This is a genomic window from Picosynechococcus sp. PCC 8807 (assembly GCF_001693295.1).
GTDB lineage: Bacteria > Cyanobacteriota > Cyanobacteriia > Cyanobacteriales > MRBY01 > MRBY01.
The window spans coordinates 701606-721389 of record NZ_CP016483.1 but is presented as its reverse complement, the minus strand read 5'-3'; the positions used below and the strand labels follow the sequence as shown (position 1 = coordinate 721389).

20 protein-coding genes are annotated in these 19784 nt (G+C 49.2%); 8 read left to right on the top strand and 12 right to left on the bottom strand.

Annotation, left to right across the window (positions count from 1 at the left end; all coding sequences use genetic code 11):
• The first annotated feature begins 96 nt into the window (after positions 1-96).
• Entirely contained in the window at positions 97-519 is a 423-nt protein-coding gene (locus AWQ24_RS03465; protein WP_012306298.1) for a hypothetical protein, read from the top strand.
• Positions 520-542: 23 nt separating this feature from the next.
• On the opposite strand, the gene AWQ24_RS03460 is transcribed toward AWQ24_RS03465, so the two are convergent.
• The 7 genes from AWQ24_RS03460 to AWQ24_RS03430 form a co-directional block, all read right to left on the bottom strand.
• Complete coding sequence (locus AWQ24_RS03460) at positions 543-1034, bottom strand: PD40 domain-containing protein (RefSeq protein ID WP_157096825.1); 492 nt, start codon at positions 1032-1034, stop codon at positions 543-545.
• Positions 1035-1038: 4 nt separating this feature from the next.
• Positions 1039-1326, bottom strand: a complete 288-nt coding sequence (locus tag AWQ24_RS03455; RefSeq protein WP_065716020.1) for an MSMEG_0570 family nitrogen starvation response protein — start codon at positions 1324-1326, stop codon at positions 1039-1041.
• A gap of 5 nt (positions 1327-1331) precedes the next feature.
• The gene (locus AWQ24_RS03450; RefSeq protein WP_083993484.1) at positions 1332-2309 is read right to left on the bottom strand and encodes a sll0787 family AIR synthase-like protein; all 978 of its coding nucleotides are present in this window, start codon (positions 2307-2309) and stop codon (positions 1332-1334) included.
• 26 nt (positions 2310-2335) lie between these two features.
• Positions 2336-2854, bottom strand: coding sequence for an MSMEG_0567/Sll0786 family nitrogen starvation N-acetyltransferase (locus tag AWQ24_RS03445; RefSeq protein ID WP_065716019.1), 519 nt, complete (start codon positions 2852-2854; stop codon positions 2336-2338).
• 14 nt (positions 2855-2868) lie between these two features.
• Positions 2869-3963 carry an MSMEG_0568 family radical SAM protein gene (locus AWQ24_RS03440; RefSeq protein WP_315862311.1) on the bottom strand — a complete coding sequence of 365 codons (1095 nt, stop codon included), beginning with the start codon at positions 3961-3963 and terminating at the stop codon, positions 2869-2871.
• Between the two features lie 24 nt (positions 3964-3987).
• Positions 3988-4995, bottom strand: a complete 1008-nt coding sequence (locus AWQ24_RS03435) for a Nit6803 family nitrilase (RefSeq protein WP_065716018.1) — start codon at positions 4993-4995, stop codon at positions 3988-3990.
• A gap of 168 nt (positions 4996-5163) precedes the next feature.
• Positions 5164-5646 (bottom strand): MSMEG_0572/Sll0783 family nitrogen starvation response protein, encoded by a 483-nt coding sequence (locus AWQ24_RS03430; protein WP_012306292.1) that lies wholly within the window; start codon positions 5644-5646, stop codon positions 5164-5166.
• Positions 5647-6049: 403 nt separating this feature from the next.
• Here AWQ24_RS03430 and AWQ24_RS03425 point away from each other — a divergent pair, with 403 nt between their 5' ends.
• The 3 genes from AWQ24_RS03425 to AWQ24_RS03415 all read left to right on the top strand — a co-directional run bounded on the left by AWQ24_RS03425 (position 6050) and on the right by AWQ24_RS03415 (position 8185).
• Complete coding sequence (locus tag AWQ24_RS03425; RefSeq protein ID WP_065716017.1) at positions 6050-7288, top strand: MSMEG_0569 family flavin-dependent oxidoreductase; 1239 nt, start codon at positions 6050-6052, stop codon at positions 7286-7288.
• 150 nt (positions 7289-7438) lie between these two features.
• Positions 7439-7711: a hypothetical protein gene (locus tag AWQ24_RS03420; protein WP_065716016.1), complete on the top strand. Its 273-nt coding sequence runs from the start codon at positions 7439-7441 to the stop codon at positions 7709-7711.
• 3 nt (positions 7712-7714) lie between these two features.
• A complete protein-coding gene (locus tag AWQ24_RS03415) occupies positions 7715-8185 on the top strand; it encodes an HNH endonuclease (protein WP_065716015.1) in 471 nt (156 codons plus the stop codon).
• Here AWQ24_RS03415 and AWQ24_RS03410 read toward each other — a convergent pair.
• From AWQ24_RS03410 to AWQ24_RS03390, 5 genes are all read right to left on the bottom strand, one after another.
• Positions 8182-9273, bottom strand: a complete 1092-nt coding sequence (locus tag AWQ24_RS03410; RefSeq protein WP_065716014.1) for a LuxR C-terminal-related transcriptional regulator — start codon at positions 9271-9273, stop codon at positions 8182-8184. The two genes, AWQ24_RS03415 and AWQ24_RS03410, sit on opposite strands and share 4 nt — an antisense overlap.
• Before the next feature lie 234 nt (positions 9274-9507).
• Positions 9508-9903, bottom strand: coding sequence for a hypothetical protein (locus AWQ24_RS03405; protein ID WP_012306287.1), 396 nt, complete (start codon positions 9901-9903; stop codon positions 9508-9510).
• Between the two features lie 85 nt (positions 9904-9988).
• Entirely contained in the window at positions 9989-10960 is a 972-nt protein-coding gene (secF, locus tag AWQ24_RS03400) for a protein translocase subunit SecF (RefSeq protein WP_065716013.1), read from the bottom strand.
• 32 nt (positions 10961-10992) lie between these two features.
• Positions 10993-12396 (bottom strand): protein translocase subunit SecD, encoded by a 1404-nt coding sequence (gene secD / locus AWQ24_RS03395; RefSeq protein ID WP_012306285.1) that lies wholly within the window; start codon positions 12394-12396, stop codon positions 10993-10995.
• Positions 12397-12436: 40 nt separating this feature from the next.
• Positions 12437-13420: an alpha-ketoacid dehydrogenase subunit beta gene (locus tag AWQ24_RS03390; RefSeq protein ID WP_012306284.1), complete on the bottom strand. Its 984-nt coding sequence runs from the start codon at positions 13418-13420 to the stop codon at positions 12437-12439.
• Positions 13421-13789: 369 nt separating this feature from the next.
• Here AWQ24_RS03390 and AWQ24_RS03385 point away from each other — a divergent pair, with 369 nt between their 5' ends.
• The 4 genes from AWQ24_RS03385 (at position 13790) to mutL (ending at position 19767) form a co-directional block, all read left to right on the top strand.
• On the top strand, positions 13790-14266 hold the full coding sequence (locus AWQ24_RS03385) for an Hsp20/alpha crystallin family protein (RefSeq protein ID WP_065710181.1): 477 nt from the start codon (positions 13790-13792) through the stop codon (positions 14264-14266).
• A 267-nt stretch (positions 14267-14533) separates the two neighbouring features.
• Positions 14534-15904 carry a hypothetical protein gene (locus AWQ24_RS03375; RefSeq protein WP_232318861.1) on the top strand — a complete coding sequence of 457 codons (1371 nt, stop codon included), beginning with the start codon at positions 14534-14536 and terminating at the stop codon, positions 15902-15904.
• A gap of 93 nt (positions 15905-15997) precedes the next feature.
• Entirely contained in the window at positions 15998-17683 is a 1686-nt protein-coding gene (gene ilvD, locus AWQ24_RS03370) for a dihydroxy-acid dehydratase (RefSeq protein WP_030005899.1), read from the top strand.
• Between the two features lie 386 nt (positions 17684-18069).
• Positions 18070-19767, top strand: coding sequence for a DNA mismatch repair endonuclease MutL (gene mutL, locus AWQ24_RS03365; RefSeq protein ID WP_065716010.1), 1698 nt, complete (start codon positions 18070-18072; stop codon positions 19765-19767).
• Positions 19768-19784: the final 17 nt, after the last annotated feature.

Here is a 19784-nt window from a genome sequence, read left to right as displayed (position 1 = left end):
GCGATCGCCACGGGTCTTCTTTTTTCTCGATAGGATAGGGACGATGGGGACGGCGTAGTTTTAGGAATTGATATGCAGCAGGAAGAAGATAGATATATGGCGACCGTGAATCAAGTTAAACAATATTTAGCCTACTGGTTTCAGGTGGGCAAACCGGTGATTTGTCCCAAGGGCGATCGCCAAATTTTACCGATGACCGTGCTCGAAGGAAATCAATATTCCCCAGATTTTGAGGCCTGTTGGCAAGACCTCAACGCAAACCGTGATTGTTATCTCCAGGGTACAACCCAAACCATCGCGGATCTGCTCTCAGAGCGCTGGGATATTGCCGATTGTCCCCGCTGTGCGATGCCGATGCCCTTCGATGCGGTGGGTTTGAAAAATGGCTGCCCCTGTGCGGATCTCGCAGATTGGCCGAATGTGAATATTCCCGTGCCCCACTGTCCTCACTATGCCCGCGACCAACTGTCTGCGATCCATAAACGCCTCCGGTCAAGGCAACACCATTCTGATCTATAGACCATAGCGCAGTCCGGTTTCCGTTAGGGAGTCACGTCCACCAGCATCAAATTCCATTGCCCCCGTCCGTTACTCTGGAAAGCGACCCGACGTCCATCGCCGCTAATGGTGGGATTTTGCACCGAACCCCGCAAATTCACCGTTAACAACTGCGATCGCCCCTGGTTGCGATCATAGACAAACACATCTTGGCGGCCCCGTTCGGTGGAAACATAGGCGATAAAACGGCCATCTTCACTGAGATCCGGTTGGTCTTGGCTAGAGTCGCGGCGGTTGAGATTAGGCAGGTTAACTAATTGATTAGTCTGGAGATCGTAGAGAAAAATATTGCGGCGGCCATCCCGTTCTGAGGCAAAGGCGAGATAACGGCCATCACCGCTGTAGCTCGGAAATTCTTCGGCAAAATTACTATTAATTCCCCCCGTGGCAATCTGGGGCTGATAGAACAAGGCTCGACCACAGCCCCCCAAGATCAATCCCATCGCGGCGATCGCCAACGGCCAAAACTTTTCCATCAGCTTAGTGGTCATTCGCCAAGATTGTGACCTGGGCATTGGGTTGATCCATAAATTTTTTGGCCTTTTGTTCAATGCGTTGGCGTTGTTTGAGGGCCAGGGAACAGGGGCTACCATAGCGCTGTTCGACCCGCTTACTGGCCAGGGTCAGGGCCGTTTGGGAGCGATGCACAAAATCCGCCAGGGCGTAGCCTTGTCCCACCTGAAAGTAGTCATGGACGACGGTGGAGGGGGAATAAAATTGATCCTGGGAGCCGTCGGGCCAAACAATATCAAAAGTAACGGCTGGCATAGAATTTAGGAGCCTCCGGTAAAGCCAGTGAGCGGAACATGGTCGAGGTGCCAAAAATCGAGGCTAGTTTCCCCCAGTTTAAAGGTCAAGGTGTGGCCTGGGGTGATGGTGGCGATCGCCTGAGCGACTAACCCCTGATCTTTGCACAACATCTGTACTTCAGAGACCTGCTCTGGCGGCACAGTCAGCAAAAACCCGTAGCTTGGAAAACTGAGGAGCCATTGTTGCAAATCGAGCTGTGGTGGACAGGGAACTGCGCCGATATCCAAGATGGCACCGCAATTAGACGTTTCTAAGAGCATCAAAGTTGTGCCGATAATTCCCCCCATACTGACATCTTTGCCAGCGCTACATAAACCCCGTTCAGCGAAGAGGGGCAGTAAATCCCATTGGGCCTGGAGTTGCGCTGGATCGGCTTGGGTGGCGGCATCCCAACAGTAGGGGAGGTGGGGCCGGGGTTGCCCCTGAAAATTAGCGACTAACACGAGGCGATCGCCCACCTGGGCATCAAAACTGGTAATCAGTCGTTTTGCCCGACCGAGAATCGCGACCCCCAAAGCATCATACGCACTATGGGTGTTGGTATGCCCCCCGACAATCGGTACCTGAAACTTTTCTGCCGCTGCCTGCATCCCGGCCCAAATCTGCCGCGCCTGCTGATCTCCACAGGCCCACAGAGCATCAACAACCGCCAAGGGTCGTCCCCCCATGGCATAAATATCACTGACATTCACGAGTACCCCACACCAGCCCGCAAACCACGGATCCTGCTGCACCAAGGCGGGGCTCATGCCCTCTGCGGCGAGAAGGAGAAAACCAGCTTGGTCTGGAATGGCTGCACAATCATCCCCAAGGCGAATGGCTTGCCCCTGGGCTGTAAATTGCCGTTGAAATTGCCGGGAAGCGAGTTGAATATCCCGTTTATGTAAAAGGCCCAAATTGTGGCGTAGGGTCTCTGCCAACTGGTGTAAGGTAATGTTCACGCCAAGTATTTCGATTATTTCTTCCTTTAGGAAACGAGCCAAGTCCCCAGGTCAAGTTGGGGTCGGGGATTCACTGCCGGTGGGTAAAAGTTTAAATCTGCCTCCATAAGATGATGGGGGCGATCGCAAATGTCCATTTCCGCCAGGGAATGCCAATGTTGCCGTTGGAAAAAACGCACATTCTGTCGCTGTACCGTCGCCAGAAACTTAGTACAGCCCCAACCATGGGCCGTTGTGACCGCTTTGTAGATTAATCCCTTACCAATGCGTCCCACGCGCCGAAACTCTGGCTGGACTCCCAGGCGACCACCATACCAAACCTGGGGCTCACTTTCGTAGATGCGCACAACCCCAACCACCTTACTCTGGGGGGATGAGCTCTTGTCTAAAGCGACAATCGGATAGGCAATGGGATCGAGGTCATCAAAATCATTCCCGTTAAAAATCCCCTGTTCTTCACAAAAAATATCCCGTCTCAGGGCAAAATAAGCGCGGATTTCCGCCGCAGACTGGGCCAGTTCAAACTGAAATCGTTGACGGCTCATTTCCCGTAACCTCCCTAATTTTCAAAGGTAGACAATGCTGAACAGGCACCACATTTTGCACAACCGGCTTTGATTGCCTGGGAAGACATCCCCGCCTCCTTAAGAATTTGACCCACCTTTTGGTAGAGAGCGAACATAAACTCTGGATCAGGGGCTGGATGGGTTGCCAAGGGCGTGCCAGAAATGGGGACAAAAGGCACCACAAAGGGATAAACGCCAAGGCTGACTAATTTCTCTGCCGCCGTCACAAGCGTTGCAAAACTATCTCCTAAACCTGCTAAAAGGTAGGTGCTGACTTGGGCCCAACCGAATACTTGCACTGCCGCTGCATAGGCTTGGTAGTAGTAGGAAACGGGGACTTCCGCTTTGCCCGGCATGATTTTGGCACGGACTGCGGGATCCACGGCCTCTAGGTGCATCCCTAAACTATCGACACCAGCGGCTTTTAAGCGCTCAAACCAGACAAAATCGGCGGGGGGTTCACATTGGGCTTGGATGGGAATATCGACTTTTGCTTTGATGGCAGCGGCACATTTGGTCAGGTAAGCTGCACCGCGATCGCCTGTGTTGGGAGTCCCTGTGGTCATGATTACCTGCTCAATGCCATCGAGCCGCACCGCCGCTTCCACAACCTCTGCTAACTGTTCCGGGAGTTTGCGGGCAATGGTGCGTTCAGCTTCTAGGGATTTTTCGATCGCACAAAATTGGCAGGCTGTACTTTCGTCCCGGTAGCGCATACAGGTTTGTTGCACCGTTGTGGCGAGCACATTATTGCTATGGAGAAGGGCAATTTTCCAGTAGGGAATTCCCTCTGCTGTCTCTAGGTCGTAGAATTTGGGACGTCCTTGCAGGGTAATGGGGGCAATCTCTTGGTGATGTTTCTGGAGCTTGGCTTCACTCCGTTGGGAATCTAGGGTGGCATGGTAAGGCGATCGCCCAGCGGTATTCGTATAAATAGGAACCATCACAGTGGTGCCAGCAATGGTCACTGCCCGGTGGTCTGAAGGCCCTGCCCCCCCTTGGCGTCCCGTCATCGTGGCCTCTGTCAGGCGGAGGCCGTGGGACTGGAGTTCTGTAATCAGACGTTGTTTATCCATGGGCATAGTCATAGGGATTGGTGATGGCGCGCTAGATTAGGGACAGGAGGCGGGAATATCTGGGGCCGGGGTATTCGGCAGTGGCGTTACTTCTGAGGGTAAGGGCAAGGAACTCGTGTTGAGGGTGGCCCAAGGTGCGTCATTGAGTTGTACCTGGAATAGATCAGGGCGGGAGTAATGTCCCACTGAATCCATCATTCGCTTGCGTTTGGTAATCAGGGAGAAATCTAAATCGGCGATCGCCAAACCTTCCCCTTCATAAATGGGGTCAGTTAAATGCTTACCTTCAGGGCTAATGATGGCCGTGTAACAACCACCACTGAGAGCCTTGTGCATTTTTTCATTGCTAGCTAATTGGGCCTTTTGTTCTGCCGAGAGCCACCCCGTCGCATTGACCACAAAACAGCCGGATTCAAGGGCATGGTGGCGCATGGTCACTTCCATCTGCTCCGTAAAAATTTGCCCCACCATGGATCCCGGAAATTGACCACAATGAATCTGCTCATGTTGGGCCATCAGACTATAGCGAGCAAGGGGATTATAGTGCTCCCAACAAGCTAAAGCACCCACACGGCCCACAGTCGTATCGACCGTCGTTAAACCAGCGCCATCCCCTTGACCCCAAACCATTCGCTCATGGTAGGTGGGAGTGATTTTGCGGCGCTTAAGGCGCAATGTCCCATCGTGATCAAAAATCAATTGGGTATTGTAAAGGGAACCCTCCTCCCGTTCATTCACCCCTAAAACCACGACCATGTCATGGGCTTGGGCCGCTTCAGCCACCGCTGTCGTGACGGGGCCAGGGACTGTGACTGCTTGCTCATAGAGCTGGAGATGGCTTTTCCCCATCAGCACAGGGGGCTCGATAAAAGAAAAATAAGGATAGTAGGGGACAAAGGTTTCTGGAAAGACAATCAACTGCACGCCCTCCTTGGCCGCCTGGGTAATTGTCTCCAGCACTTTTTCCGTCGTACCTGCACAACTAAACAAAACCGGACTAATTTGTGCCGCTGCCGCCCGAATTGTTTTCGAGGAATCAAGCATAATCGCTACCGGAAAAATAACAAACTCACGAAAAACGGATTTGGTAACCGAAAATATTCCAACAAAACCCTTTTAAAAAATACTCGGAAGTTTTTAAAGAGTGCAAAAAAAATCTAAAAGTTGTTCTTGTGAACTCTTTGGAAATTTTCGGAAGTAAAACCTTTGTTTTTACATCGTCCAGGTGTCAAGGATAAATGCCCCTTCTTTGCGGTGCATTAAAATTAAATCCATCACATCTAAGGGATTAATCGGGCGGATACCAGGAATCAAAGAAGGTTCTCCGTGGCCATAAAGAGCTTGTAGTGCAAAACGACAGGCATAGACCTTTCCGCCAGATTCCATAATCTTAACCAGGCGATCATTCATGGCTAAGTGCCCCGGAAAACCTTCATCGCCGAGTTTTGGAAAGCCCCGCTGAACCCCCAGAGTTACCCCAGGGCCATAAAGTAGCACAGACGTTTCAAACCCTTTTTTGATGAGGCGACTTGCTTGTAATAAATTGACTAAACCAATGGAACCTTCAAAGGCTACTGTATGAAAGGTAATCAGTGCTTTTTCGCCGGGCTCTGCTTGGACATCAGGAAAAACTTTTTCTTCGTAATCCACAAGAAAGTCACCGGTCTGATGAGCAGGGATTGTTACTTCAGGCATGGTCAATTTTCCTTTAGTTTTTAGGTTTTAATGCGTTGAGTTGTGCCTCACTTTAAAGGGATAATTCAAGGCGACCTGTATCATTGCTGACAAAAGGAGACCTTCTGTTTAAAGGAATAGTTTTTTGATTGAAAAGCCAATTTCTGGATTGTCTTTTTGGCTAGACTCAAGCTTGTTTGATAATAGCTATCTGAATGGTTTTGTCCTGATTAGAGGATAGTGATTGTGTCCTAAAAAGAACTATTGATTTCGCTAGGCTAGACCACAAAAATAGCGGCTATTTGGCAATAGTTCGTCGATCGCCTATGGGTAATCACAAACCGCTGGGATCGGTAACAATCCTTACAGGAACGGGGGTTGACCGGGTTTACAGTTAAGCCAAACACACCCAGGAACAGCGGCAATGCAGACCCATTACCCGGTAATAATTGTTGGGGGTGGCCAGGCGGGACTTGCCCTCAGCTATCTCCTCAAACAAAACAACATTGACCACCTTATTTTTGAGAAACATGAAATTGGTCATGCGTGGCGTAATGAGCGCTGGAATTCCTTTTGTTTAGTGACCCCCAACTGGCAATGTCGGCTCCCCGGTTTTCCCTATGCGGGGCCAAATCCTGATGGGTTTATGGCGAAGCAGGAGATTGTTTCTTACTTAGAAGCCTATGCCCGCTCCTTTAATCCTCCCATTCGAGAGGGGGTCACAGTCTCAAGGGTGAGTTCGTCTGGAACCCAGTTTGCAGTGGCAACATCCATCGGCGAATATACGGCTGATCAAGTGGCGATCGCCACGGGGGGATACCACGTTTCAAAGATTCCGCCCATCGCCGCCCAACTTCCCCATGAGTTGCAACAAATTCATTCCGTACAGTACAAAAATCCCCAGGATCTTCCCGATGAAGTCTTGATTGTGGGCACTGGCCAGTCGGGTTGTCAAATTGCGGAAGATCTTCATTTAGCGGGAAAAACAGTCCACCTCGTTACCGGTAGTGCGCCCCGGGCACCACGTCGTTATCGGGGTAAGGATGTGGTGGAGTGGCTCGAACTCATGGGCTATTATGACCTCCCCATCGACCAGCATCCCCAGAAAGAAACAGTCCGCCATAAAACCAATCACTACGTCACCGGGCGGGACGGAGGGCGTGATATTGATCTGCGCCGCTTTGCCCAACAAGGAATGCACCTCTATGGTCGCTTACAAGGTATTACCGGACAGACTCTCCACTTCGGGAACGATTTAAAACAAAATTTAGATCAGGCTGATGCCACCGTGGTGCGCATCCAACGTAATATTGATAAATTCATCGCCGATAATCACCTCACTGCTCCCCCAGAGGCCCATTATCAGCCCGTCTGGGAGCCAGAATTAGAACTATCATCCCTCAACCTCAAAGAAACTAATATTGGTGCAGTTATTTGGGCGACGGGCTTTCGCTTGAACTTTAGTTGGATTGATCTCCCCATCTTTAATGAATTGGGAGAACCCTTACATGACCGAGGGGTAACTGCCGTAGATGGATTATATTTCCTTGGTTTACCCTGGCTCTATACCTGGGGCTCTGGTCGTTTTTCCGGTGTCGCTCGCGATGCAGAATATTTGGCGACACAAATTACAGCAAGGCTTTTGGTTCCGGCTTCTGCTTAACAACCGAACGAAGGATTATTAATCCGGTTTCAGTTAAAAGACGTTCATTAGGAATTCTAAACTTCCTCAATCAAATAAAAACCGAGTTCCTGACTTAGTGGCGAGCAGTTTACTAAGTTATGATGATCATAGTTTTTCGATTTAAACATTATGGCTACTTCTGCTTTTCCTGTGCTGCAACGTTTGTCGAATTCCATACCGCTTGATGGTGCTGTTCAGCTTGATTTGGTGGAAGGGGTTCTGATTTTTCGAGCTTCAGTACAGGTACAGGCGCGGGTTGAAGTTTTGTTGGAGAAGCAGCAGTCTGAAGGATTGACCGAGGCTGAGGAGGAAGAATTGGACTGTTATGAAGAAATTGATGATTATTTGAGTTTTGTGAATCGGACAGTTCGTAATGCTGCTGCTGGGAGCATGGTGGCATAGGAAATGGGTAGGTCACCACTTCCAGAAAAAATTCAAAATAAAGTCAGAGCAAGGGCTAAGGGTCTATGTGAGTATTGTCATGGGGTGGAGTTATGGCAGTATGTTCGCTTCACGATTGATCATGTCATTCCACAGGCTCGGAGCGGTTCGGATGATGTGGAAAATTTGGCGTTGGCTTGTTTTCATTGCAATCATAAAAAGTCAAGTTTCGTGACAGGAGCTGATCTGCTGTCAGGGGCAGAAGTTCGCTTGTTTAACCCGCGTTGTGATCGATGGACTGATCATTTTGTTTGGGCAGAAGATGGAGTTATTTTGGTAGGTTTAACAGAAATTGGGCGGGCAACGATCGCCAGATTAGATATGAATCGGGAGCGCGTTCTGTTGATTCGGCAAGCGGATCGAGATGTTGGACGACATCCTCCGAAATTGGATCGGCTGTTGGGGGATAGTGGAACTAGCGATGATCGCGTTTAAATCAGACCTTGTTTTGTGGCTTGGTAAATGGCTTGGTAGCGGTTTTTAGCTTGTAGTTTACTCAAGGTGCGGTTTAGGTGGAATTTTACGGTACTTTCACTGATGTGGAGCTGCTGGGCAATGTCGCGATCGCGCAGCCCTTTGGTGAGGAGCGCTAAAACCTGACGTTCCCGTTGGGATAGTGATTCTTTTGATTTGTAGACTTGGGTGGTCGCTCCATAGGGCAAAGTAAGGCGAATTTGGTGAACTGCTTCCTGGGCGTTGATCCCGACATCGCAGTTCCCCCCAAGGGTTTGTACGAAAAATTCAATGTCGGCAAAAGGCGATCGCCCTGTGTTTTTCGTCGGGGTAGGGGCAGCGATGATGCCTTCGAGACAAATTTCCGTATCACCGTAGATGAGTCGGCAATAGTGACAGTTGAATTGATTGAGAATTTCTACGGTTTTAATCAAGAGATAGGTCGAACTCGGTGTCAGAGGTCGTTCCGTACCAATCAAACTAAGCTGGCTGGTACTTAAAAGGCTGCCCAGGTGATCCGAGAGGGGGTGAGATTCTCTTGTCTGGCTTTTGTTGGGATCTTGGGGGCTTTTTTGGGCGGCATCTAAGGCGATCGCCCCAGCCATACATAGCACCTGCAAAACCTCTAAAAATTCTGGTAAAAAAGTTTCATGGCTAAAGGCTGCTAACACACCAATAATTCGCTGTTGACTGGCAAGGGGATAACCCGCAAAACCTTGAATTTCGTTGGCGATCGCCCAGTCACGGTTTTTTACCCAAGCTTCTTCCGCCAGGTGATTACTCAGGAAAGGAATCCCATTTTTGGCAATTTTTCCGACCTTATAGGCGCCCATGGGAACCCGTGCAAAACTGCCGTTAATGTTTTCAGACAGACCCGATGAGGCCACTAACCGGAGAGATTCCTGATCTGGCTCAGTTAACCAAATTCGCGCAAAGGCGCAATTAAAGTCTTTAATCAATGCTTCGGTTAAACGTTTGGCGATCAGCGTTGGTTCCAGACAACCGGAAATGCCCTGGGTAATGCGCTGAACCTTTTGCAAATCAACAATCAAGCAAGCAGAATCAAGCACGGCATCGGTAAATTAAGCACAAATTCTCTTTCTAGTTAACGCGAGCCAGCTCACCTACGTCAGTCAGTAGTGAACATTAGTACAGAAACCCGCAATTATCTGGAACTTTGGAGGAGATTAATCCAGAAAAGTTTCAGCGACTCGCTCTCCCAGAAGATCCGCTTTCAGTAATTTGGCGTATTTGCGAATGCTGGCTGTTTTTCTTTTGACACCCTATAGATGGCTGAAGTCAAACTATAAACGCCTTAGAAAAAACCAAAGCCAATGCTGCTGATTTCGGGTTAATTTTTCTGCCCATTGATTGAAACGATACTTTTCCCGTTGAGACCAGCCTTGGGTTAATTTCTGGCTATGCCAAACCAAAACAGCACAGGTATAGGCGACACAGATCGTCAAGGCAACGCTGGCCCAGTAATGGTAACCGAGGCTCAAGCGCACCACGGCCCAGGTGAGATGATCACGCCAGAGGGCAAATTCTCCCCGCAACGCCCAAACGCCGTAGCTCCCCAAGATCAGCCACAGCAAGGCGACCAATAGCCAACGCCAGAGGAAAGTGAACCGCACCAGCTTGCGGGCCAAGGGACTGAAATGATGGTCTGTTGGTGCTTCCTGAAGTTGGCGATCGCCCATATTTTTTCACCCTAAACATCTTTACCGAGTGGGTCAGGCCAAATCCTGGGATTGCCGCCGTTACCGGGAAGTTCCCCTGCAATGGCTAGGACAATTTTGTAACATTCACCGCTTCTTTGGTGACCGTGGGGGGTTGGCCATTACGGTTACGCCACCAGGCCAAGAGGGTACTGGCGACAAAAATACTAGAGTAAGAGCCGCAAATAAACCCAATAATCAAGGCGAGGGCAAAAAACTTGAGGGTCGAACCACCGAACAAAAAGATCGCCACCAGCGGCAATAGGGTGGTGAGGGTGGTATTGATCGAACGGCCCAGGGTTTGCCGGACGGAATGATCAACAACTTGATCGATGTTGTCTCCCTCGTCGGCCTTGAGATTCTCACGAACGCGGTCATAAATGACTACCGTATCATTCACAGAAAAACCAATAATCGTCAGTAGGGCCACGAGGAAAAGGCTATCTACTTCAACGCCCAACACCAGACCGAGTAGCGCAAAGACACCAGCCGTGACCAGCACATCATGGAACAATGCGGCGATCGCAAACAGCGCATAATCGAACTGAAAGCGGATACTCAAGTAGACAATAATCCCGAAAAAAGAAACCAGGAGGGCGAGCATCCCTTGGACAAACAATTCCCGACCAATGGTTGGCCCCACCGAGTCAATTTGGATCGTGCCAGGATCTAGGGCGCCCACTTCGGATTCTAGGGCGTCGAGCAAACGGCTGCGTTGATCCACATCAAGCTGCGGCGTCCGCACCGAAAACGTTGTCCGCTCTTGGCCCAAAATTTGCACCGTACTACTGCCGACCCCCTGGTTATTCACCACGGTTTGAATTATCGCTGTTTCTAAAGGATCAGTACAGTTGCCAGCCACCGTACAGTCGAGGGCCACTTGGATTTTTGTGCCCCCAACAAAGTCGAGACTGGGTCGGAGGGGCGCTTGGAGTTGGTTGAAGGAAATGCCCATAAACAACACACTCGCAAGGATGGCGATCGCCGAGATGGACCACCAAAGGAGACGCTGTTTAATGACGCTAAATTTAAAAGTCATCGGGTTAACAACAGACTAGAGGGCAAAGAAAATTAGTTAGGGACTTTGGGCGCAAACAACTTGGGATTTTGACGCACCGCCGGTAAGCCCAATACCGTTAACAGCAGTAAAGTGCGGCTGCAAGTCACTGCCGTAAACATACTCACCCCCACCCCGATCGCCAAGGTCAACGCAAAACCTTTTACCAAACCCGAACCCAAGAAAAAGAGGGCCGCACAGGCGATCAAAGTGGTGACATTACTGTCGAGAATGCTGGAGAAAGCGTTAAAAAATCCCGATTCCACGGCCCGGTATAGGGTATTTCCCTTATAGATTTCCTCCCGGGTGCGCTCAAAGATCAGCACATTGGCATCCACGGCCATACCGATGCTGAGAATAAAACCAGCAATCCCCGGTAACGTCAGCGTAACCCCCACAAGGGAGTAGCAGGCCAAAGTGAGGAGGGTATAAACCACTAACGCCACATCTGCGATCAGCCCTGGCAAACGGTAATAGACTGCCACAAAGATCAACACCAGAATTAGGCCCGCAATCCCTGCATAGATACTTTGGCGAATGGAATCTTGGCCTAGGGTTGCCCCTACGGTACGGTTCTCGACCACGGCCACCGGGAAGGGTAACGACCCACCCCGAATCTGAATCGCGAGATCACTGGCCGTATCAATATCAAAGTTGCCGGTAATGGTCACGTTCCCTCCGGCGATCCCTTGGGCGGTATATTCTGGGCCAACGGTGGGGGCGCTGAGGAGGGCATCATCTAAGAAAATGCCGACACTCCGGCCTGTACCAGCTAGACCTTTTGTGATTTCTGCAAAAAGTTCGGCCCCTTCACTATTGAAATTGAGAAAAACTTGCCAACTGTTGCCCGTTTGGGTGGGGGCTGGTTGGGCATTGGTGACGTATTCGCCGACTAGACCAACGGGTTCAAACAGAGCGAGGATCTCTTGATCGAGACTGTCAATATTGGTTTCTAATTCTTCGATCTCGGCATCGCTAGCGGCAGGGCTTGCACTGCCACGGAGACTGGTTAACTGGGCGTCGAGTTGGCGACGGAGGGCGTACTTTTCTTGGAATTCGGCTTCGGTGCCAGGGTTTTGGGGCCGAAACTCGAGCTGGGCCGTGCCACCGAGAACCCGTTCAGCCTGCTCAGGATCTGTCACTCCAGGCAATTGCACGAGGATCCGGTCGTTCCCCACGAGTTGGGTGATGGGTTCGGCTACTCCTAGACCATTGATGCGATTTTCGATGACTCGCTTCACGGCAGCTGTATCATCGGCCTCAACGACGACTCCTTCGGCATTGGGTTGCACCTGGATCGTCAATTGGGCACCACCTTTGAGATCCAGACCGAGCTGGAGGGGTAAGGTTGTCAAAATCGTGATGGCGATCGCCACCAAAAAAAGAATTGCAACTATGATTAACCGTTGTTTTTGCATGATGGATCTAGGAGGATGAACCGCAGTTGGTCGCTGGTGTTTAGACGTTCAGGGCCAACATATTTTGCACTGCTTCGACGATGTTGTCCGGTTGGACGATGGTGAGTCGCTCCAGGGTACCGTTGTAGGGGGTGGGAATATCCTGGGACGAGAGACGCATTACGGGGGCATCTAATTCGTCAAACAGTTGCTCGTTGATCAAGGACATCACTTCCGCCGCAATCCCCGCCGTTTTCATACATTCTTCGACGATGATCACCCGGTGGGTTTTCTTCACGGATTTGGCGATCGCCTCCATATCGATGGGCTTCAGGGAGATGAGATCAATCAATTCTGGATCGATGCCTTGTTTTTCGAGGGTTTTAATCGCCTGGGTGCAATGGTGACGCATCCGCGAATAGGTCAGAATCGTCACATCTTTCCCTTCCCGTACCAATTCCGCCTTATCGAGGGGCAGCACATATTCCCCATCGGGCAAATTCTCTTTCAAGTTGTAGAGCAGCACGTGTTCAAAGAAAAGCACGGGGTTTTCGTCACGAATCGCCGCTTTTAATAAACCTTTGGCATTGTAAGGGGTGGAACAGGCGACGATCTTCAAACCAGGGACAGCTTGGAAATAGGCTTCTAGACGCTGGGAGTGTTCAGCCCCCAACTGCCGACCGACCCCCCCAGGCCCACGGATCACCATTGGAATTGTAAAATTACCGCCGGATGTGTAGCGCAACATCCCAGCGTTATTGGAAATTTGGTTAAAGGCCAACAGCAAAAAGCCCATATTCATCCCTTCGATGATCGGCCGCAGTCCAGTCATGGCAGCGCCAACAGCCATCCCGGTGAAGCTGTTTTCTGCGATGGGTGTATCCAGAACGCGCAGGTCACCATATTTTTTCGCAAGATCCTTCGTTACCTTGTAGGAACCGCCGTAATGACCCACATCTTCGCCCATAACGAAGACAGTTTCGTCACGTGCCATCTCTTCATCGATAGCTTGACGCAGCGCATTAAAAAGTAAAGTTTCCGCCATATGAAATCGTTCTAAAACCTATCGCAGCAAGTGACATCGTATCATTCCTGAGCCTTTCTTGCGCCATCAATCTAGGTGGGATTGAAGCCGATATTTTTAGGGCTCTGGGGCCGGATTGAGAAACCCCATCGGCAGGGAGGCTCTGTCCGGTGGCGATCGCCTTTTGCGGGGGGAATGGCCAACCAGCCCCAATGGTGATCGAAAAACCCTTAAATTTTTCCTAAAAAAATGCAATTTGTAATCCCAAGAAAAAGCAGCAATTCTGCGGTAATTCCACCAAAAAAATACGGTTTTTGTCATCTACAAACCCCTTGAAGATAGTAGACAATAAAAATGTAGCAAGAAGTCGATTCTCTTAGGAGGTCATATATGTCTTTAGTACATTTCTCGCCGTTTTCTGAACTAGAAACAGTTCAGACCCAAATGAATCGCATTCTCGATGAACTTGCCGGCTGGCAAGGGGAAGGTCGCTCCCCCTGGCGTCCCTCTGTCGAGCTACTCAATGGGGACGCAGAATTAACCTTAAAAGCCGCCCTTCCTGGCATTGCCGCTGACGATATCGATATTCAGTTGACCCGTGAATCAGTCCGCCTCTCCGGGGAATATAAATACGAAGAAGAAAAAGAAGATGAAGGCTGCTATCATTCTGAATTCCGCTATGGAAAATTTGACCGCACCATTGCGCTTCCGGTCGCCGTCGACCACGAAAATGCCACAGCAGAATTTAAAGATGGCATTCTTACCCTGAAGCTGCCCAAAGTTGTTCCCGCAGCGAAAAAAGTTGTCAAACTACAACTGGGTAAAAGCCCCGAAACTCAAAAAGCTCTCGAAGAACCGACTGAATAGTTCACGGACTGTCATTTTCCATGACGCCGTCAAAACATAAATACTGTGCTGGCCTTCCCCAAATTTTCGGGGAGGCCATTGTTTTTTTGAGTAACTGACAGGGCCTGCGCCAATGTGAATTTACAATAAAGTTTGGCTATATATCTAAAGAAGCAATGAAGTATAAAGCTTTTCTTTGAATTGTCCAGGAAAGCAATGCTCAACAGACCTGGAACTTTATCATGGAGGTAGTCAAGAAAACTGGGGATTGCTGGGGGGAGAAACATCATGAAGCAACTGTTGCCACTGAACCACCTACGGCCGATCACGTCGAAATCGGTTCGCCGCAGCCCAAAGACTGACCCATCAGGGCGAGCCAATGTATCATCGGAAGAGACAGTACTGCAATCAACAGAGATGATCCCGGACATGACTCCAGGCCGTGATTTTGAAACCTCCTTAGCTCCCGTAGAATCATCGTTACCGAAGCCAGAAATCCCCCCTGAACAGGTTGTTTTTGATTTCTTTGCCCAAACGCTACAAACCGCTTCTCTTGATGAGTTCTTGGGGTTATTTCAAGGGTTTTTCGTTGGTTATGACACGGCCCAATGTCCGGAACCCCTGCAACAAGCAAGTTATCAGCTGATTATTGGCAATCGGCGCACGGGATTTATTGCGGTTCTTAAACGGTGTTGTTATCTATTTATCGAAACTTGCCTTAATCAAGAAAGCATCCAGCACATTACTCAACTGGCCCATTTGCTGTTGACGCCAACATCGCAGACGGGTAATGCGTCGTTGACCACAGAGCGATTTCAGGATTGGCTACGGGGATTTATTCAGAGTGAGGAATGTCGGGTCTTGCGGGTCTTGGCGCCTCCTAGTGAGACAAATCAACGGACTTGGGGCGATCGCTATGTCGGTTTTATGTTATTTGCCCAAGCGACAGATCCACAATCTTCCCCCGAACAACAACGGGCCTCTAAGCTGCTTTACCAACTATTTAATAACCGCTATCGCTACCGCTTGGTGATGTACCTGTCAACGAAGGGAAAAATGACAGCGACAGGGGAGGCCATTAAAAATCCTACCCTCATTGAAGATGTAACCCTGAATCTGATTCACCGTTTAGTGGTTAAAAAGCAGCCCAGTTACCCAGATATCGCCACGCAATTTTTAGCCCAGACAGACGAGCACACCTTTGTCACTTGGCAGCCCTATTTTGTTGACTATTTGTTCTGTGCCATGACTTCACCACGCCGTTTGAAGTGGCTGCCCGATAAGATTTTGCAACATCTGAAACAGTGTTATCCCGCAGGAGACAGTATCACCCTAGACCGGGCGCTGATTACTGATGTTTGTCGCAATTTGATCCATTACCTACTCAATCCTGAACATTTGCAAGATTTATCCCATCCTCTGCCCGTTTTAATGATTCAGCGGGAATATTTAACCCACAGTATTTTGTTGTTGAAATTGGTATTGGTCGCGCCAGAAACCTATGGTGAACTGATGCAAGCCCTCAATCTTCTGCTCGGACAATATCAAGACCAGCCCAAGGCAGAGTGCCAGTGGCTCATGGGCTTTTTTGAGACGGTTCAGGTTATTTTGGCGTTGGTGCTGACGGCTCCCCAGTATTGCCCGGTTGTGCCTGAGTAGTCGTGGTTAACTTTAGGCAGTCCCTATCCAAAAGCTCGAAAAAAAAGGACAATAGAAAGGTTATTTTGATGTAAATCTTGATTTCTATTTGTTATGAGCGACAATCGACGTAGCCGGGTAGTCACCGAAGGTCATCAGCGGAGCCCAAACCGCGCCATGCTCCGGGCTGTGGGCTTTGGGGATGATGATTTTAGTAAACCAATTGTGGGCTTGGCGAATGGGTACAGTACGATTACGCCATGCAATATGGGAATCAATGACCTCGCCCAGCGAGCGGATAAGGCAATCCGGGAAGCGGGAGCGATGCCGCAGATGTTTGGGACGATCACCATTAGTGATGGGATCTCCATGGGTACGGAGGGGATGAAGTATTCTTTGGTTTCCCGTGATGTGATCGCTGACTCCATTGAGACGGCTTGTAATGGCCAAAGCATGGATGCGGTTCTCGCCATTGGCGGTTGTGATAAGAATATGCCGGGGGCAGTGTTGGCGATCGCCCGGATGAATATTCCCGCAATTTTTGTCTATGGTGGCACGATCAAACCCGGTCATTTAGACGGGGAAGATCTCACGGTGGTCAGTGCGTTTGAGGCAGTGGGTGAATTTAGCGCCGGAAAAATCGACGAAGAAAGATTATTAGCCGTTGAGAAAAATGCTTGTCCGGGAGCGGGTTCCTGCGGCGGCATGTACACTGCCAATACGATGTCCTCGGCTTTTGAGGCGATGGGGATTAGTTTGCCCTACTCCTCGACGATGGCTGCCGAAGACGAAGAAAAAGCTGTCAGTGCGGAAGAGTCGGCACGCGTTTTGGTCAATGCGATCAAGAAGCAGATCCTGCCGAAGGACATCCTCACGCGCAAGGCATTTGAAAACGCGATTTCTGTGATTATGGCCGTGGGCGGCTCGACAAATTCAGTCTTACATTTGTTGGCGATCGCCAATACTATCGGTGTGGATCTTACCATTGATGACTTTGAAACCATCCGCCAGCGCGTCCCCGTCATCTGTGACCTCAAGCCCTCTGGTCGCTACGTGGCTACCGATCTCCACAAAGCGGGCGGCATTCCCCAGGTGATGAAAATGCTCTTGGATCACGGTCTTCTCCATGGCGACTGTCTAACAATTACTGGCAAAACCGTCGCTGAAACCCTCGCTGACATTCCCAGCGAACCCTCTCCCGATCAGGATGTGATTCGTCCTTGGGATAAGCCGATGTACGAAAAAGGACACCTGGCGATCCTCAAGGGCAACTTGGCCGAAGAAGGTTCCGTCGCGAAAATTAGCGGCGTAAAAAATCCCCGGATCACTGGCCCTGCCCGTGTTTTTGAGTCCGAAGAAGAATGTCTCGATGCAATCCTGGCTGGCAAGATTGTTGCTGGTGATGTGGTGATTGTTCGTTACGAAGGGCCGAAGGGTGGCCCCGGAATGCGGGAAATGCTAGCGCCCACCTCCGCAATTATTGGCGCTGGTCTAGGGGATTCTGTCGGTCTGATCACCGATGGTCGTTTCTCTGGCGGAACCTATGGTCTCGTGGTCGGACACGTTGCCCCTGAAGCGTTTGTGGGTGGCAATATTGCCCTCGTGGAAGAAGGAGACAGCATCACCATCGATGCCCACGAAAAACTGTTGCAAATCAATGTTTCTGATGAGGAGCTGGCAAAACGTCGTGCCGCTTGGAAACCCCGTGAACCTCGTTATAAGCGTGGTGTTTTGGGTAAATATGCCAAGATTGTTTCCACCAGTAGTAAAGGTGCAGTGACAGATATCGATCTGTTCTAAACGATTCAAAGTTAAAAGGGGCTTAATTATTTAATTAAAGCCCTTTTTTATTGAGGCACTCTTCTTATTAGATAGATTCATGACACCCCCTATTCAAAAAAGCCTTGATAATTTTCTTGAAGATGACAACTTTAAAGTTGTGATAGTCAAAGGCTCATGGGGTGCAGGAAAACATTTTTCATACAGAAATATTTGCAAGAAAAAAATCAAAACTTGGTTTTCGAGCTTATTCCTACATATCATTATTTGGCATCAAGGATATTGATAGCCTCAGGCATCAAATTTTCATTAATTTTGAGCCTTTAAAAGAAGAAGATTTAGCTAGTAACAGTCTAAATATAGTCAAACCTTTTTTAGACAGCAAATAAATGATTATTTAAAGCTAAATGGCTAATATCAAACAACTCCCTAATGATGTCATCCAGTTAATTGCGGCCGGTGAAGTGATTGATTCCCTAGCGGCAGTGGTACGGGAGTTGGCAGAAAATGCCATTGATGCCGGGGCGACACGCATTAACATCGATATTCAGCCCCAACGTTGGCAAATTCGCGTTGTAGATAATGGTCAGGGAATGGATTTGGAGGATTTGCAACAGTGCGCCCTCCCCCACCGGACAAGTAAGATTGGCGATCGCCAAGATTTAGCCCACATCAAAAGCCTCGGATTCCGGGGGGAAGCTCTCCACAGCATTGCCCAGGTGGCGAAGCTGACCATCGCCAGTTGCCAAGATGGGCAACCCGGTTATCAACTCACAGTGCAGCAAAATCATGTTTCGGAACCACTGCTCAAGCCGATGGCCGTGGGAACGATGGTGACGGTGACAGATATTTTTCAGAATTTTCCGGTGCGACGCCATGCCTTACCGGCGATCGCCCAGCAATTAAAAACCGCCCAGCAAATTATTTATCATTTAGCTTTATGTCAGCCACAAATTACTTGGCAAGTGACCCAAAATAATCAACCCTGGTTTGCCATTAGTGCTGGAAAAAATGCCCAGGATATTTTGCCGCAACTGCTGAAATCAATTAATATTCAAGACTTACTTTATCGGTGCTATCAAGCCGCAGATTTTCTAACAGAATATCAGCCTAGTTTTGTAACAAGTTATTTAGAATTAATCCTTGGTTTACCAGACCGTTGTCACCGCCACCAAGCTGACTGGTTAAAGCTTGGCATAAACGGAAGAATTGTGAGATTTTCGGCCTTAGAGCAGGCGATGATGAAAGCTTTTTCTCGCACACTGCCGCGCGATCGCCATCCCGTTTGTTTTGTCCATCTCCACGTGCCGCCAGAACAAATCGACTGGAATCGTCACCCTGCAAAAAGTGAAATTTATCTGCAAAATCAAGCCCTCTGGCAGGAGATTATCCCTCAGGCGATCGCCAAAAGTTTAAGTTTTAGTGAAGTGAGTTTGCCGCGTATCGAAAATCAACGGGTTTTAAATCTCATTCAAGCCGCAGAAAAATCAGAAAGTTATTCACTTAAATCATTAGAAAAACAAGCCGATATTACCTCAGAAAATCCATTAAAAAAATCCTTAAAAGTGATTGGTCAAGCTCGCAATACCTATATTTTAGTGGAGCATACCGAAGGGATTTGGCTGGTAGAACAGCACATTGCCGATGAGCGGGCAATCTATGAAGATTTACACAAAAATTGGCAGTTGGTTTCTCTCTCCCAACCGATACTTTTAAACCATTTATCTCCTAAGCAAATCGAGCAATTAACAGAGAATATTGGCCTTGAACTGGAAGTTTTTGGGGAAAATATTTGGCGAGTGAATACCATTCCGAGCGCTTTGCAAGATAATCCTGACTTAGAAGCAGCTTTACTAGAACTCAGCCTAGGGGGAGATCTCGATGCCGCCCAGGTAGCGATCGCCTGCCGGACTGCTGTCCGTAATGGCACACCGCTAGATTTCCCAGCCATGCAAACAATTATTGATCGTTGGCAAGGGTGTCAAAATCCAAGCACCTGTCCCCATGGACGACCCATTTATCTGGCCCTAGAAGAAACATCCCTTTATCGTTTTTTCCGTCGCCATTGGGTTTTGGGCAAGAGCCATGGCATTACCGAAAAATGAGTATTTTAAAAGTTAAT